The following is a 16,314-nucleotide window of genomic DNA, read 5'->3' on the forward strand; positions in this document are numbered from 1 at the left end:
AATAGCGAGTTTTAAGGTTCGAAGAGAGTGATTACCAATAAAATTTGCGTTATACCAAAAACCAACAAATCATTATCCTAACGATCCTGACATTACAGTAAATCTACAAAACAAAAAACGCGCAACTACTGTTACGCGTTTTAATATGATTTATGATACTATTTACGGTATTTTAATTTGGCAAACGCATCATGTTGATGGATTGATTCTTCATTACGACATTCAATATCGAAACCTTCTAACCAATCAAATTCAACTAAGTCAGCCGCGATTAAACGAATCAAATCTTCAACAAAGCGAGGGTTTTCGTATGCACGCTCTGTCACTCGTTTTTCATCAGGACGTTTTAAAATAGGGTATAGAATTGAACTTGCATTTGCTTCCATAGCATCTAAAATTTTGTTTTTATAATCATCAACAATGTCTTGTTCTTTATTAATATATGTTTTAACAGTAACAACACCACGCTGGTTGTGTGCTGAATATTCGCTGATTTCTTTTGAACATGGGCATAATGTTGTAACTGTAGCCTCAATTGTAAGTTCTTTACGTGTCACTTGGTCACCATCAATGGCCAATCCATAAGTAACATCAGCATTACCAACTGCTTTAATGTTAGTCGTTGGACTATAGCGATCAAAGAACCATTTTCCAGATACATCAACGCCAGCCGCATTTTGTTTCATATTTGTTTGTAAAGTTCGTAAAACTTGATATAACGTATTAAATTCGAGTTCAATACCATTATCATAATGCTTTTCAACGCTTTCAATAATACGACTCATATTAATACCTTTTTCATCTTTAGTTAAGCTTGTTGAAAAACTAAATGTACCAGCTGTTTGATACTGGTCAACAAGTACAGGGTATACTAAGTTTTTTATACCAACTTCTTCAATTTCAAATAAGAAATCTTTATGCGTGCTTTGTAAATCAGTCATTTCATTTTTAGTAGTAGGTTTCGTACCTTCGATAGGGTCTACTGAACCAAAGTGTTTCCAACGACCTTCTCGTGTCGATAAATCAAATTCAGTCATTATTTTCCTCCGTTAAGATTTAAAGTGATATGTCCAATATGGTTCGACAGTTAAAAAGCTGTGCTGTTTACCATCGATTTCAGGACTTGCTAATTGTTTTAAAAATGGACCTGTTTGAGAAGCATGTGCTTCAAAAGCTTTAATTTTCAGATCTTTAAAATCTGTAATATCATTTTGAATATCAGGTTCGCCCAATGCTTCAGTAGCATCATTGCTAAAAGCAACTAAAGTTAAACGTGGACGTTCTTCCTCCGGCATGCGTTCAACAGTTCGAATCACAGCATCAGCAGTTGCTTCATGATCAGGATGTACAGCATAACCTGGATAAAATGAAATAATCAATGATGGATTAGTTTCATCAATTAAAGATTTAATCATACTATCTATATGTTCATAAGGTTCAAATTCGACTGTTTTGTCGCGTAAACCCATTTTTCTTAAATCAGTAATGCCAATAACTTTACATGCTTCTTCAAGTTCACGTTCGCGAATGCTTGGTAATGATTCACGAGTTGCAAATGGTGGGTTACCTAAATTTCGTCCCATTTGACCTAAAGTTAAACATGCATAAGTTACTGGTACGCCTCGTTGGACATAACTTGCTAGTGTCCCTGCAGATGAGAAGGTTTCATCATCAGGATGTGGAAATATTACTAATACATGTCTTTCATCAGTCATGTTGATGCCTCCTCTATAAATTAAATGGTTGCTCGCTAATTTCAAGCGCTGCAGCGAGTTGACCTTCATAATTAAAACCTGCAATTAAAAATTCGTCATGCTCGTTAACTTCGTAATGCGTTAGACCTTGTACATAAACCCAGCCACCATTTGATAGTTTAAGGCCAATGCGATAAGGTTCTTTATTGCCACCTTTTAACTGAGCATGTGTATATGTTACTTGAATGTTTCTTAAAAAAGTACCAGCATTAAAAACACGTTGATCGAAATGGTTCGCATAGGCACCATTTGTCGTTTCAACATGTAGATACACAGGTTTATGTTCATAAGAAGCTAGTAATTCTAAAACTTCTTGTTCTTTAATTGGTTCCAACACGTTCACTCCTTACACTATCAATGTGTTTATCTTTCTATTTTACTAAAAACTATTCAATAATTGTATACGATTGCTCAATTATTTGGAAATTTATTTTCGATAGGAGATAAATAATTCATATGAACAGGTGCAAAATTTCATTATTCTTCCTTTTAAAAATCAAATAAATTGTTGGAATTTAAAAAGTGTTAAACATTAAAAATGATGCTATATTAATGGTGTATGAATGAATTCATAAGTTTTTAAAATGTATTAAATTTGTGGAGGCATGTAAACAATGAAAGTATTAAACTTAGGATCAAAAGAACAAGCATCATTCTATGTTGCATGTGAATTATATAAAGAAATGGCTTTTAATCAAGAATGTACACTCGGATTAGCAACGGGTGGAACAATGACAGCTTTATATCATCAACTTGTTAAACTATTAAATAAAAATCAACTCAATGTAGATCATGTAACTACATTTAATTTAGATGAATATGTAGGTTTATCCTCAGCGCATCCTCAAAGTTATCACTATTATATGGATTGTATGCTTTTTAAACAATATCCATATTTTAATAAGAAGCACATACATATTCCAAATGGTGATGCGAATGATATGAATGCTGAAGCGTCAAGATACAATGAACTTTTAGCACAACATGGTAAACGTGATATTCAAATTTTAGGAATTGGTGAAAATGGACATATCGGCTTTAATGAACCAGGGACACCATTTGATAGTATTACGCATATTGTTGACTTAACTGAAAGCACGATTAAGGCTAATAGTCGGTATTTTGAAAATGAAAATGATGTTCCGAAACAAGCTATTTCGATGGGACTTAAAAATATACTTCAAGCAAAACGCATCATTTTACTTGCATTTGGTGAAAAGAAACGCGCAGCTATTACACATTTATTAAATCAAGAAATTTCTATTGATGTACCAGCCACATTACTTCACAAACACCCGAATGTTGAGATATATTTAGATGACGAAGCTTGTCCTAAAAATATTGCGAAAATTCATGTAGATGAAATGAATTGATTGCAATGTTTAATTAAGAAATGCCTCGGGAAAGTTTCCAATAGAAAGAAAAAAGCATTGGAAGGATGATTTATAGTGGAACTACAATTAGCAATTGATTTATTAAACAAAGAAGAAGCGGCTGAATTAGCAAATAAAGTTAAAGATTATGTAGACATTGTAGAAATCGGTACACCTATTATTTATAACGAAGGTTTGCCAGCAGTCAAACATATGGCAGACAACATTAGTAATGTAAAAGTATTAGCTGATATGAAAATTATGGATGCAGCTGATTACGAAGTAAGCCAAGCAATTAAATTTGGTGCAGATGTAATTACAATTCTTGGAGTTGCAGAAGATGCGTCAATTAAAGCAGCCATTGAAGAAGCTCATAAAAATAATAAACAATTACTTGTTGATATGATTGCTGTTCAAGACTTGGAAAAACGTGCAAAAGAACTAGATGAAATGGGCGCTGACTATATTGCAGTACACACTGGTTATGATTTACAAGCTGAAGGACAATCACCTTTGGAAAGTTTAAGAACAGTTAAATCAGTAATTAAAAATTCAAAAGTTGCAGTAGCTGGTGGTATTAAACCAGATACAATTAAAACGATTGTTGCTGAAAATCCAGACCTTGTAATTGTTGGTGGTGGAATTGCAAATGCAGACGATCCAGTTGAAGCAGCAAAACAATGTCGAGCGGCTATAGAAGGTAAATAATATGGCTACTTTTAGTAATTATCAATTAATTCTTGATGAATTAACGACAACACTTTCTCATGTGGAGACGGATGAATTTTCCAGATTTGCTAATCAAGTTGTTAAGGCAAAGCAAATTTTTGTTGCTGGTAAAGGCCGTTCTGGCTTCGTAGCAAATAGCTTTGCAATGCGTTTAAATCAATTAGGTAAACTAGCACATGTAGTTGGTGAATCAACGACACCTGCAATTAAACGTGATGATTTATTCGTAATCATTTCAGGTTCAGGTTCAACAGAACATTTGAGATTACTAGCTGACAAAGCAAAATCTGTAGGTGCTAATATTATATTAATCACTACGAAAAAGGATTCTGCAATTGGTAAATTATCAAACTCTAATGTTGTTTTGCCAGCAGGAATGAAATACGACGAAAAAGGTTCAGCACAACCATTAGGAAGTTTATTTGAACAAGCATCACAATTATTTTTGGATACTGTCGTGATGGGGTTGATGACTGAGATGGATGTGTCAGAACAAACGATGCAACAAAATCATGCTAATTTAGAATAAATAAATGATAGTCGATAATATTATGGGTATATGATAATATTATCGATTATTTTTTTATTTAAATATAAAATTATAGTATAATAATATTAATAAACGAATAGGGGTGTTAATAGTGAAGTTTGATAATTATATTTTTGATTTCGATGGCACATTAGCAGATACGAAAAAATGCGGGGAAATAGCTACGCAAAGAGCATTTAAAGCATGCGGATTATCGGAACCATCATCAAAAGACATCACACATTATATGGGATTACCAATTGAAGAATCATTTTTAAAATTAGCAGATAATCAATTAGATGAGACTTCTTTGACAAAGTTAATTGAAACATTTAGAAATACATATAAAGCAATAGAAAAAGACTATATCTATGAATTTGCAGGAATTACAGAGGCTATTACAAGTTTACATAACCAAGGGAAAAAGCTTTTCGTAGTATCTAGTAAAAAAAGTGATGTACTTGAAAGAAATTTATCGGTAATTGGATTAAATCATTTAATTACTGAAGCTGTTGGTTCTGATCAAGTAAGTAAATATAAACCGGATCCTGAAGGCATACATACGATTTTGCAACGCTATAATTTAAATAGCCAACATACAGTTTACATTGGAGATTCAACATTTGATGTTGAGATGGGACAACGAGCTGGTGTACAATCGGCAGCAGTGACATGGGGTGCACATGATGCAAGGTCATTACTACATTCGAATCCTGACTTTATTATCAATGATCCATCAGAAATAAATACAGTACTATAAAACGTATAAAATGAAGTGTTTTTGAGCTGAAAATTAAAGAAATTATTAGCCAAATAAGTAGATTTATCATTGTGTGTTCTTGACTGTCTAAATAAATATTTATAAATAATTTTGAATGTTTAATAATATTAGTCAATGTTTTAGTAACAGACTAACTATAGTGAATTTTAGCAGAATAACCAGTATCAAAAACATATTAGATTTATTGAAATCATTTCAAAACAGTTAAATTATGGCGATAGTATATGACTATTACGTAGTTGTATGCTATCGCTATTTTTAGTTATAAGTTGAAAATGTTAAAGATTCAGTAATTTATGAATTATAATAGTTTGATTCAAATAGTTATGGGTATAAAATAGTTGTATTTATTTTCCTAAAACGAAAGTTTTTGTCAAACACAATTTTGTATTTATATAAAAGTTTGAATTTGTATAAATTTGACAAAACTAATTAACTCCGTATAATTATGAAACATACAAGAGGGAGTGTATGAATTCATGGATTTTAATAAAGAGAATATTAACATGGTGGATGCAAAGAAAGCCAAAAAGACTGTTGTTGCGACCGGTATTGGGAATGCAATGGAATGGTTCGACTTTGGTGTATATGCATATACAACTGCGTACATAGGGGCGAATTTCTTTTCTCCAGTGGAAAGTCAAGATATTCGACAAATACTTACATTTGCAGCATTAGCAATTGCATTTTTATTAAGACCAATTGGTGGTGTCGTATTCGGTATTATTGGTGACAAATATGGACGTAAAGTTGTATTAACATCAACAATTATTTTAATGGCATTTTCAACATTAACTATTGGTTTATTGCCAAGTTATGATCAAATTGGACTTTGGGCTCCAATATTGTTATTACTTGCTAGAGTATTACAAGGTTTTTCAACTGGTGGGGAATATGCAGGCGCAATGACATATGTCGCAGAGTCATCACCTGATAAACATCGTAATGCATTAGGAAGTGGTCTTGAAATCGGAACACTATCAGGTTATATTGCAGCTTCAATTATGATTGCATTATTGACATTCTTTTTAACTGATGAGCAAATGGCATCATTTGGTTGGAGAATTCCATTCCTATTAGGATTATTCTTAGGACTATTTGGGTTATATTTACGTCGTAGATTAGAAGAATCTCCAGTATTTGAAAATGATGTTGCAACTCAACCAGAAAGAGATAACATTAACTTTTTACAAATTATTAGATTTTATTACAAAGACATATTTGTATGTTTTATAGCAGTCGTGTTCTTCAACGTTACGAATTACATGGTAACTGCATACTTGCCAACTTATTTAGAACAAGTCATCAAATTAGATGCCACTACTACTAGTGTATTAATCACATGTGTAATGGCAATAATGATTCCATTAGCATTAATGTTTGGTAAGATAGCCGATAAAATAGGCGAAAAGAAAGTATTTCTTATCGGTACTGGCGGATTGACAGTATTTAGCATTATTGCATTCGTATTATTACATTCACAATCATTTATTGTTATAGTAATTGGAATATTTATTTTAGGTTTCTTCTTATCAACATATGAAGCAACAATGCCTGGATCACTACCAACGATGTTTTACAGTCATATAAGATATCGTACATTATCAGTTACATTTAATGTCTCTGTTTCTATATTTGGTGGTACAACGCCATTAGTAGCTTCATGGTTAGTAGCTGAAACAGGGAATCCACTGGCACCAGCATATTATTTAACTGCAGTTAGCTTAATTGGCTTTTTAGTAATTACGTTTTTACATTTAAGTACAGCAGGGAAATCACTTAAAGGTTCTTATCCTAATGTAGATAATGAAAAAGATAGAGCGTATTATGCTGAACATCCTAAAGAAGCGTTATGGTGGATTAAAGAAAGAAAAGATTAGACATTTTAACAAATAAGTATAAATCAAACGTATATTATATAAGCACTTTAAAGCTAGTAAATTTTGCTAACTTTAAAGTGCTTTTTAAATTGGAAGTGTAACTATGGAAACAAAGTTTGTGTATATATAGAAACCCCCATTGCAATGATTATCACAATGGGAGAAGAGGGGACTTAAAGCATATGTTTAGCTTTGAATACTTAAAATTCTCTTTGCTATTGAAATGTTAGGATGTAAATATGTCTTAGAGTATTTTGTCCAACGCAATTAATATTGAGACTCTAACCTTCAATATTAGCTTTATAGAGAACACAAATTTAAATAGATTGGGTGACTTATTTGTGTCAGTTATTGCGATTGCCATAACTTATTTTCTCTATATTCATATAATAACTCGTTAGCTATTGAAAAACATGGTACCTCAGTATCAAATTTATCTAGGGCTTAAGTTTGATAAACTGATGAATGTAGAATGACTGATAAAAAAGCGAATCCATTATATAATGTTAACGAATATATCGTTAAAGTTTACAATGAGCGAGGTATAATGATGAATCAAATACTAAAAAAGTTGAAAACTCATATACAAAATAAACCCAATGACATAGCCATTCATATAGATGACCGAACATTAACATATCAACAATTAGAAGATAAAGTTTCGACGGTTGTTGAATCATTAAAATCACTATCATTAGACACAGTAGTGGCATTAAATATTACATCACCAATTCAAACTATCGTATATTACCTAGCTTTGCATCGTTTACATAGAATCCCTATGATGGTAGAACCTAAATGGCAAAGTACGATTCATCATCAATTATTTGAAAAATATAAGATTAAAGATGTTATTGGAAATAATGGTCTCATACCGAAGATAGATTCACCGTCATTTATAGATACATCTCAATTAAAGCGCCATCAAAATTTGTTGCACATTGGCTTTACTTCTGGGACAACCGGATTACCAAAAGCTTATTATCGTGATGAAAATTCTTGGATAGCTTCATTTGAGGTAAATGAAATGTTAATGAAGCGTGGAGAAAATGCAATTGTAGCACCTGGACCACTTGCACATTCATTAACACTTTATGCATTAATCTATGCGTTAAGTACAGGACGGTCTTTCATAGGTCAGACGACATTTAATCCTAAACAATTACTTAAGCAATGTTTAGATAATAATTTATATAAAAGTGCCTTGTTCATGGTACCAACAATGATTAAGTCTTTAGTGTCTTTATTCAATTCTAAGTATGCAATTCAATCGATTTTTAGCAGTGGCGATAAACTACACTCAACTGTTTTTCAAAAACTTAAAGATAAGGCGCCTGATATAAATTTAATTGAATTTTTTGGGACATCAGAAACAAGTTTTATAAGTTATAACTTTAATCAAGAAGCACCATTGGAATCTGTAGGTATATTATTTCCGAATGTTGAATTGAAAACATTAAATCGTGATCAAAATGGTGTAGGACAAATATGTGTGAAAAGTAATATGACATTTAGTGGTTATGTCGGAGATAAATGTTTAAATGAAAATGAATGGATAATTACAGGTGATATCGGCTTTGTAAATGAACAATATTTGTACTTAACAGGGCGGAAACATGACATGATCATAATTGGAGGTTATAACGTATACCCATCAAGTGTTGAGCATGCGTTAAAACAATGGGATAAAATTGATGAAGTAATGATGATCGGCGTACCACATGAGCAATTTGGTCAAATTGCTGTTTTACTATATACAGGTGATAATAATCTCATGTACAAAGATGTGAAACACTTTCTGAGTAATAAAGTGAAACGTTATGAAATACCTTCAATTATTTACCGTGTAGAAAAGATGCATTATACAGCAAGTGGTAAAATCGCAAGAGAGAAAATGACGTCGATGTATTTAAGAGGTGAGATATAAATGAGACAAGCAGTTATAGTTGCAGCCAAACGAACAGCATTTGGTAAGTATGGTGGGACTTTAAAACATTTAGAACCTGAGCAATTACTTAAGCCATTATTCCAATATTATAAAAAGCAATATCCAGAGGTAATAACTAAAATTGATGATGTCATTTTAGGAAATGTTGTAGGCAATGGTGGTAATATTGCTAGAAAGGCATTACTTGAAGCGGGTCTGCAAGAATCGATACCTGGTGTGACAATTGATCGTCAATGTGGCTCTGGTCTTGAAAGTATTCAATATGCATGTCGAATGATTCAAGCTGGTGCTGGTAAAATATATATTGCAGGTGGTGTAGAAAGCACGAGTAGAGCACCATGGAAAATTAAACGTCCACAATCTGTATACGAGACGTCGCTACCAGAATTTTATGAACGTGCATCTTTTGCACCAGAATTGAGCGACCCTTCGATGATTGAAGGCGCAGAAAATGTGGCAAAAGCTTATGGTGTAACCAGAGAATTACAAGATGACTTTGCATTTCGAAGTCATCAACTTACTGAGGAAAATGTGCAAAATAAAAATATTTCTCAGGAAATACTACCTTTGACAGTAAAAGGAAAAATAGTCGATACAGATGAAAGCATAAAATCACATATACTTAGAGAAAATTACCATAGATTTAAGCCAATTATAAAAGATGGAACAGTTACAGCTGCGAATAGTTGTATGAAAAACGATGGAGCAGTGTTATTACTTATAATGGAAAAAGATATTGCGAATGCATTGGGGTTCAAGCATGGATTATTATTTAAGGATAGTGTGACGATAGGTGTTGATTCTACATTACCTGGTATCGGTCCAGTTCCAGCAATTTCCCAATTATTAAAAAGAAATCAATTAAACATTGAAGATATTGATGCTATTGAAATAAACGAAGCATTTAGTGCACAAGTCGTTGCTTGCCAACAAGCATTAAATATTAAAAATAGTCAATTAAATATTTGGGGTGGTGCACTAGCGACAGGACATCCTTATGGCGCAAGTGGTGCGCAATTGGTGACACGTTTGTTTTATATGTATGAAAAAGATACGTTGATTGCTTCAATGGGAATTGGAGGAGGTTTAGGCAATGCAGCATTATTTGTCAGATTCTAGCCAAAGATTAAACGTGGCATTTACTAAGGATAGTGTGACTGCATATTATCAATGTTTTAATCAATATTTTATAAAAGAAGTACCACCATTGATGTGCGCATCATTATGGCCTAAGTTTGAGATATTTAAACAATATGCAAATAGTGAACTGATTTTAACAAAAACAGCAATTGATCAAACGGAGAAAATAGAAGTTGATACGACTTATGTCGCAACTCTTGAAGATATAGAATGCCAGAAGATTCGCAATATTACTCGTTATAAAATGGCTTTAACTTTAATTAAAAATGATCAACATGTCATAAAGATTACACAAACTTTTATTAAGGTGATGAATCAAAATGAGATTTAATCAAGCGTGGGTAAACGAATATTTAACACTCGTAAATGATGACAATCCAATACATAATGAGATTGTGCCAGGGCAATTAGTGGGTCAAATGATGCTGATGACTATGTCGTTAGAGGCGAACCAATGTCAAATTAATTATATTAAACCGATTTTAATAAATGAAAATATCGAATTCATGGAACAAAACGAGCAAGACATTATAGCAATTAATGACGATGGAGAGATTAAAATTAAAATTATAACGAACAAAAAATAACCGATATTAGCTGCATGAACGCATATTAATTAGGAGATGAAAGGACAGCTAATATCAGTTATGTATTGTTATTATTATTGTAATCAGAGATAAATATAGGTTAAGGTATTTCTGTTGCACGGGGATGCATTAGTTTGAAAATAATAATAACAACTTTATGAAATGTTTAATAAATTCTGGATTATTGGAACGATTAGTCAATTTAACTAACTTTCATATGATCTATATCGTCTTGTAATAAAGAGAGCAATTTAAAAATTTCAGTATCACTAAATGAATCGTCACATTTAATAGAAACATGCTGAAATGTTTTGGTTATAATTTCATACACTGGTGCACCTTCATGGTGATACTGTCGATAAATAATCATAACCTATATTACCTCCTTTGCTACTCTATAGTCATATTATAAATAACATTTATATGTATCACATCAATCTTAAGTATCAACTTTTAATCAGACATAGAACGTATTTTTTACTAGGACTATTTATGTATAAAAGTTCCAAATAAATATATATTTATAGAGTCGCCTGGCAGTCATTTGGGAAATATAACATATATGATTGGAGAGGCATCTATCACAAAAGAATGATAATGATAGAGGTATTGAGCATATAGATGAGTTGAAGTTCATCTTGAAAATAAAGTGTATATAGTCATGGGTGCAGATGTATAGGAAATATTTGTATGTATTGTTCGATATGTATGAAATTTTCAATAAAAGCTAATAACGCTTATATGTTACTTTCAAATTCAAATTATATACAGAGCGTGATGATTATAAAAAAATAACCACATCACATAAATTGAGTTCATACCCAATTTAAGTGGTGTGGCTAATAATGTTGATTTATAGAAGAACCGCCTAATCGTTAAACTTCTGTTACTTCAACGTCAATATGTTCAATGCGATTGTATGCACCATGATCAACAGGTCCTACAAAGTCATTCATCTTCCAACCATTTTTAATAGCCGAAGCGACAAATGCTTTCGCGCTGATCACAGCTTCTTTTGGTGTTTTACCATTAGCTAAATATGCAGTTGTTGCTGCAGCAAATGTACAACCAGCGCCATGATTATAACTTTGTTGGAACATATCTGTTGTAAGTTGATAATATGTTTTGCCATCAAAATATAAGTCATACGATTTATCTTGATCTAATGCTTTGCCACCCTTAATAATGACATGTTGTGCACCTTTATCAAAGATAATTTTCGCAGCTTTCTTCATGTCTTCGATTGAACTTAATTTACCTAATCCTGATAACTGACCTGCCTCGAATAGGTTTGGTGTAACTACTGTTGCTTTAGGAAGTAAGTATTTAATCATCGCATCAGTATTTCCAGGATTAAGAACCTCATCCTCGCCTTTACAAACCATAACAGGATCTACTACAAAGTATTTAGCAGTAGATGCTTCGTATACTTCTCCAGCACGTTTAATAATTTCTTCTGTACCAAGCATTCCCGTTTTGATTGCATCAGGACCAATTGATAAAGCCGTTTCAAGTTGCTTTTCAAATACATCCATTGGTAATGGTGTAACATCATGTGACCACGTATCTTTATCCATAGTAACGATGGCAGTTAAAGCGACCATGCCATACGTATCTAATTCTTGAAATGTTTTTAAATCTGCCTGCATACCTGCGCCAGCACTTGTGTCAGAACCGGCGATTGTTAAAACTTTCTTTAAAGCCATTGAGCTTCACTCCTACATTATAATATTGTATTCATCATATCATTTTTAATCTATTTGAAAAATATTAAACCTTCAATATTTGATGATTGTTCAAATGAATCATACATACTATTGTAACTTTTGAAAATGTCATTCACTTTAGATAAGTTGGATATGTTAAAATATGTCCTGAGGTGAGATAGAATGGAATGGTCGCAAATTTTTCATGACATAACAACAAAGCATGATTTTAAAGCTATGCATGATTTTTTAGAAAAAGAATATTCGACATCAATTGTTTATCCTGATAGGGAAAACATCTATCAAGCATTTGATTTAACACCATTTGAAAATATCAAAGTTGTTATATTAGGACAAGACCCGTATCATGGTCCAAACCAAGCACATGGATTAGCATTTTCAGTGCAACCTAACGCAAAATTCCCACCATCTTTACGTAATATGTATAAAGAATTAGCAGATGATATTGGATGTGTTAGACAAACACCACATTTACAAGATTGGGCAAGAGAAGGTGTCTTGTTATTAAATACAGTTTTAACCGTAAGACAGGGGGAAGCAAATTCTCATCGTGATATTGGCTGGGAAACATTTACTGACGAAATTATTAAAGCTGTCTCTGATTATAAGGAACATGTAGTATTTATTTTATGGGGGAAACCTGCACAGCAAAAAATAAAGCTTATCGATACATCTAAACATTGTATTATAAAATCAGTGCATCCTAGTCCACTGTCTGCATATAGAGGATTCTTTGGATCAAAACCATACTCAAAAGCGAATGCGTATCTTGAATCAGTAGGCAAATCACCAATTAATTGGTGCGAAAGTGAGGCATAGATTGTGAATAAAGAAACGTTAATTACAAAAATTGAGCAAGAACTAGTACAAGCTGAGCAGGCGCAAAATGAACATGCCTTCGAAAAACATATGTATGCCATACATATATTAACATCTTTGTATGCGGCAACATCAAATACATCATATATTGGTGAACGACCATTGAATTATCGTTCTGCCAACCAAAATCAAGTGTCGCAATCACAAAGAACACAACCAACGCATCAAGTAACTGCTGCTGAAATTGAAGCGATGGGTGGTAAGGTGAGTACACAACAATCCCAAAGTAAGCAGTATACACAAACTACTACTCAACAGCAAAGATTGGTGACAGATGATGACATTGGCAATGGTGAATCCATATTTGATTTTTAAAGGATAACAATAAACTACAATAATTTAAACATCTTTAATTCTGAATGATATTAATCAAGCGACATGTAGATTTATCCAAATGTTGTGACTTCAGTATTAACTTATTACTGAATTATTTAAGGAGAGGTAACTATGAAATTATTTATTATTTTAGGTGCATTAAATGCTATGATGGCAGTTGGAACAGGTGCATTCGGTGCACATGGTTTACAAGGTAAAGTAAGTGACCACTATTTATCAGTATGGGAAAAAGCAACAACATACCAAATGTATCATGGGTTAGCATTATTGATTTTAGGTGTGATTAGTGGCACAACATCTATCAATGTTAATTGGGCAGGTTGGTTAATATTTGCCGGTATTATTTTCTTTAGTGGTTCATTATACATTTTAGTATTAACACAAATTAAAATATTAGGTGCAATTACACCGATTGGTGGTGTGCTATTCATCGTTGGATGGATCATGCTTATCATTGCGACATTTAAATTTGCTGGTTAAATTTTAAAATTTTAGATTACCTATGTAACTAAACATTAAATTTTAAATAAAAATAATCAAGAAAAAGAGTTACAAACTCATCTTTTGGGTATAGAATACCTTCGAGGTGAGTTTTTATTTATGGAAAAAAAGAATAAGCAAATAGATAGAGGCGATTTAAAACAAAACCTATCTGAAAAATTTGTATGGGCTATTGCATATGGTTCATGTATCGGATGGGGCGCATTCATCTTACCAGGAGACTGGATTAAGCAATCAGGTCCGATTGCAGCATCAATTGGTATTATTATTGGTGCATTGTTAATGATATTAATTGCGGTAAGTTATGGCGCATTAGTAGAAAGATTTCCAGTATCAGGGGGCGCATTTGCCTTTAGTTTCTTAAGTTTTGGCAGATATGTGAGTTTCTTCTCATCATGGTTTTTAACTTTTGGTTATGTCTGTGTAGTTGCTTTAAATGCGACCGCATTCAGTTTATTAGTTAAATTCTTATTGCCAGACGTCTTAAATAACGGGAAATTATACACTATTGCAGGTTGGGACGTTTATATCACGGAAATCATTATTGCTACTGTGTTGTTACTTGTATTTATGCTTGTGACAATTCGTGGTGCGAGTGTATCTGGATCATTACAATATTACTTCTGTGTAGCAATGGTTATCGTTGTATTATTAATGTTCTTTGGTTCATTCTTCGGTAATAATTTTGCTCTTGAAAATTTAAAGCCTTTAGCTGAACCTAGCAAAGGATGGTTTGTATCTATAATTGTTATTGTATCAGTCGCTCCATGGGCGTATGTTGGATTTGATAATATACCTCAAACAGCGGAAGAGTTTAACTTTGCACCGAATAAGACATTTAAACTTATTGTGTATAGTTTACTGGCAGCATCATTAACGTATGTTATTATGATTCTTTATACAGGTTGGTTATCAACAAGTCACCAAAGTTTAAATGGACAATTATGGTTAACGGGTGCAGTTACACAAACAGCATTTGGTTATATTGGTTTAGGTATACTAGCCATTGCAATAATGATGGGTATCTTTACAGGTTTAAATGGTTTCTTAATGAGTTCAAGTCGTTTGCTATTTTCAATGGGGCGTTCAGGTATTATGCCAACAATGTTTAGTAAATTACATAGTAAATACAAAACGCCTTATGTTGCAATCATTTTCTTAGTAGGGGTGTCATTAATTGCACCTTGGTTAGGAAGAACGGCATTGACATGGATAGTTAATATGTCTTCTACAGGCGTATCAATTGCTTACTTTATTACATGTTTGTCTGCGGCTAAATTATTTAGTTATAACAAACAAAGTAATACGTATGCTCCTGTATATAAAACATTTGCTATTATTGGCTCAGTCGTATCATTTATTTTCTTAGCATTGTTATTAGTGCCAGGATCACCAGCTGCATTGACGGCACCATCTTATATTGCTTTGATTGGATGGTTAATCATTGGATTGATATTCTTTATAATTCGATATCCTAAGTTGAAAAATATGGATAATGATGAATTGAGCCGTTTAATTTTAAATAAAAGTGAAAATGAAGTTGATCATATGATTGAAGAACCTGAAAAAGAAACAACTAAATAATAAAAGAATCGCACAATATACCTTCTTAATTTGGAGGCGTATCGTGCGATTTTTTGTATTGTAAAAATTGGTATTTAAGTCGAGATGGAGCCAGTGAAAAAAACAATCTATAACCGTTTAAAAGATTTTACAAAGCCTGAAACAATTAATTTAGAAATTTGGTCTGCAAATAATAAGCCTAGTGCAATGGCGCCTGCAATAAGCGTTACTTCTAACATTGTATTAATTGCTGTGCTGAAATTTAATAAGACTAAATTTTTTGTAGCATCGTATGCTAAACCACCAGGTACTAATGGAATGATACCAGTTACCATAAAAATGATGGCAGGTTCTTTTTGTTTGCGAGCCATATAATGACTTAACAAGCCTAATGCTAAACTGCCAAAGAAACTAGAATATATTGTGTGTACATTTAAACCATTGAAAAACAGTATATAAACCATCCATCCACACGTACCAACGAAGCCACAAGATAAATATAATTTTCTAGGTGCATCGAATATGACACAGAAAAACGTTGATGCTAAAAAGCTAAAGATAAAGTTTAATATCCAAAACATAGTCAT

At 32.6% G+C, this 16,314-nt stretch carries 19 protein-coding genes; 13 read left to right on the forward strand and 6 right to left on the reverse strand.

Going from position 1 to position 16,314, the window contains the following annotated elements:
• Nucleotides 1-158: 158 nt before the first annotated feature.
• From folE2 to ML436_02855, 3 genes are read right to left on the reverse strand one after another with little or no spacing between them, the layout of a single operon-like run.
• Complete coding sequence (gene folE2 / locus ML436_02845) at nucleotides 159-1,037, reverse strand: GTP cyclohydrolase FolE2 (protein ID UMT78682.1); 879 nt, start codon at nucleotides 1,035-1,037, stop codon at nucleotides 159-161.
• A gap of 12 nt (nucleotides 1,038-1,049) precedes the next feature.
• Nucleotides 1,050-1,715, reverse strand: coding sequence for a bacillithiol biosynthesis deacetylase BshB2 (gene bshB2 / locus ML436_02850; protein UMT78683.1), 666 nt, complete (start codon nucleotides 1,713-1,715; stop codon nucleotides 1,050-1,052).
• A gap of 13 nt (nucleotides 1,716-1,728) precedes the next feature.
• The gene (locus ML436_02855) at nucleotides 1,729-2,091 is read right to left on the reverse strand and encodes a YojF family protein (GenBank protein ID UMT78684.1); all 363 of its coding nucleotides are present in this window, start codon (nucleotides 2,089-2,091) and stop codon (nucleotides 1,729-1,731) included.
• Nucleotides 2,092-2,368: 277 nt separating this feature from the next.
• Between ML436_02855 and nagB the strand changes: the two genes are divergently transcribed.
• The 9 genes from nagB (at nucleotide 2,369) to ML436_02900 (ending at nucleotide 10,721) form a co-directional block, all read left to right on the forward strand.
• Nucleotides 2,369-3,127: a glucosamine-6-phosphate deaminase gene (gene nagB, locus ML436_02860; GenBank protein ID UMT78685.1), complete on the forward strand. Its 759-nt coding sequence runs from the start codon at nucleotides 2,369-2,371 to the stop codon at nucleotides 3,125-3,127.
• Between the two features lie 75 nt (nucleotides 3,128-3,202).
• The gene (hxlA, locus tag ML436_02865; GenBank protein ID UMT78686.1) at nucleotides 3,203-3,835 is read left to right on the forward strand and encodes a 3-hexulose-6-phosphate synthase; all 633 of its coding nucleotides are present in this window, start codon (nucleotides 3,203-3,205) and stop codon (nucleotides 3,833-3,835) included.
• Nucleotide 3,836: 1 nt separating this feature from the next.
• Nucleotides 3,837-4,385 carry a 6-phospho-3-hexuloisomerase gene (hxlB, locus tag ML436_02870; protein ID UMT78687.1) on the forward strand — a complete coding sequence of 183 codons (549 nt, stop codon included), beginning with the start codon at nucleotides 3,837-3,839 and terminating at the stop codon, nucleotides 4,383-4,385.
• 112 nt (nucleotides 4,386-4,497) lie between these two features.
• Nucleotides 4,498-5,145, forward strand: coding sequence for an HAD family hydrolase (locus ML436_02875; GenBank protein UMT78688.1), 648 nt, complete (start codon nucleotides 4,498-4,500; stop codon nucleotides 5,143-5,145).
• A 500-nt stretch (nucleotides 5,146-5,645) separates the two neighbouring features.
• A complete protein-coding gene (locus tag ML436_02880) occupies nucleotides 5,646-7,046 on the forward strand; it encodes an MFS transporter (GenBank protein UMT78689.1) in 1,401 nt (466 codons plus the stop codon).
• 550 nt (nucleotides 7,047-7,596) lie between these two features.
• Entirely contained in the window at nucleotides 7,597-8,973 is a 1,377-nt protein-coding gene (locus ML436_02885) for an AMP-binding protein (protein UMT79480.1), read from the forward strand.
• The gene (locus ML436_02890) at nucleotides 8,974-10,113 is read left to right on the forward strand and encodes a thiolase family protein (GenBank protein UMT78690.1); all 1,140 of its coding nucleotides are present in this window, start codon (nucleotides 8,974-8,976) and stop codon (nucleotides 10,111-10,113) included.
• Nucleotides 10,088-10,465 (forward strand): protein VraC, encoded by a 378-nt coding sequence (locus tag ML436_02895; protein UMT78691.1) that lies wholly within the window; start codon nucleotides 10,088-10,090, stop codon nucleotides 10,463-10,465. The genes ML436_02890 and ML436_02895 overlap by 26 nt, the downstream gene beginning before the upstream one ends.
• A complete protein-coding gene (locus tag ML436_02900) occupies nucleotides 10,455-10,721 on the forward strand; it encodes a hypothetical protein (GenBank protein UMT78692.1) in 267 nt (88 codons plus the stop codon). The genes ML436_02895 and ML436_02900 overlap by 11 nt, the downstream gene beginning before the upstream one ends.
• 202 nt (nucleotides 10,722-10,923) lie before the next feature.
• Here ML436_02900 and vraX read toward each other — a convergent pair whose 3' ends face one another.
• Together vraX and thiD are read right to left on the reverse strand one after the other, a co-directional pair.
• Entirely contained in the window at nucleotides 10,924-11,091 is a 168-nt protein-coding gene (gene vraX / locus ML436_02905; protein UMT78693.1) for a C1q-binding complement inhibitor VraX, read from the reverse strand.
• A gap of 505 nt (nucleotides 11,092-11,596) precedes the next feature.
• Nucleotides 11,597-12,427: a bifunctional hydroxymethylpyrimidine kinase/phosphomethylpyrimidine kinase gene (thiD, locus tag ML436_02910; protein ID UMT78694.1), complete on the reverse strand. Its 831-nt coding sequence runs from the start codon at nucleotides 12,425-12,427 to the stop codon at nucleotides 11,597-11,599.
• 183 nt (nucleotides 12,428-12,610) lie between these two features.
• Here thiD and ML436_02915 point away from each other — a divergent pair, with 183 nt between their 5' ends.
• From ML436_02915 to ML436_02930, 4 genes are all read left to right on the forward strand, one after another.
• Complete coding sequence (locus ML436_02915; protein UMT78695.1) at nucleotides 12,611-13,267, forward strand: uracil-DNA glycosylase; 657 nt, start codon at nucleotides 12,611-12,613, stop codon at nucleotides 13,265-13,267.
• Nucleotides 13,268-13,642, forward strand: coding sequence for a YwdI family protein (locus ML436_02920; GenBank protein ID UMT79481.1), 375 nt, complete (start codon nucleotides 13,268-13,270; stop codon nucleotides 13,640-13,642).
• A 132-nt stretch (nucleotides 13,643-13,774) separates the two neighbouring features.
• Nucleotides 13,775-14,143, forward strand: a complete 369-nt coding sequence (locus tag ML436_02925; GenBank protein UMT78696.1) for a DUF423 domain-containing protein — start codon at nucleotides 13,775-13,777, stop codon at nucleotides 14,141-14,143.
• 120 nt (nucleotides 14,144-14,263) lie between these two features.
• Nucleotides 14,264-15,748, forward strand: a complete 1,485-nt coding sequence (locus tag ML436_02930; GenBank protein ID UMT78697.1) for an APC family permease — start codon at nucleotides 14,264-14,266, stop codon at nucleotides 15,746-15,748.
• Between the two features lie 107 nt (nucleotides 15,749-15,855).
• Here the strand turns inward: ML436_02930 and ML436_02935 are convergent, their stop codons facing one another.
• Nucleotides 15,856-16,308, reverse strand: a complete 453-nt coding sequence (locus tag ML436_02935; protein UMT78698.1) for a threonine/serine exporter family protein — start codon at nucleotides 16,306-16,308, stop codon at nucleotides 15,856-15,858.
• Nucleotides 16,309-16,314: the final 6 nt, after the last annotated feature.

Origin of the sequence: Staphylococcus roterodami (assembly GCA_022493055.1) — a bacterium.
In the GTDB taxonomy this organism is placed as follows: domain Bacteria; phylum Bacillota; class Bacilli; order Staphylococcales; family Staphylococcaceae; genus Staphylococcus; species Staphylococcus singaporensis.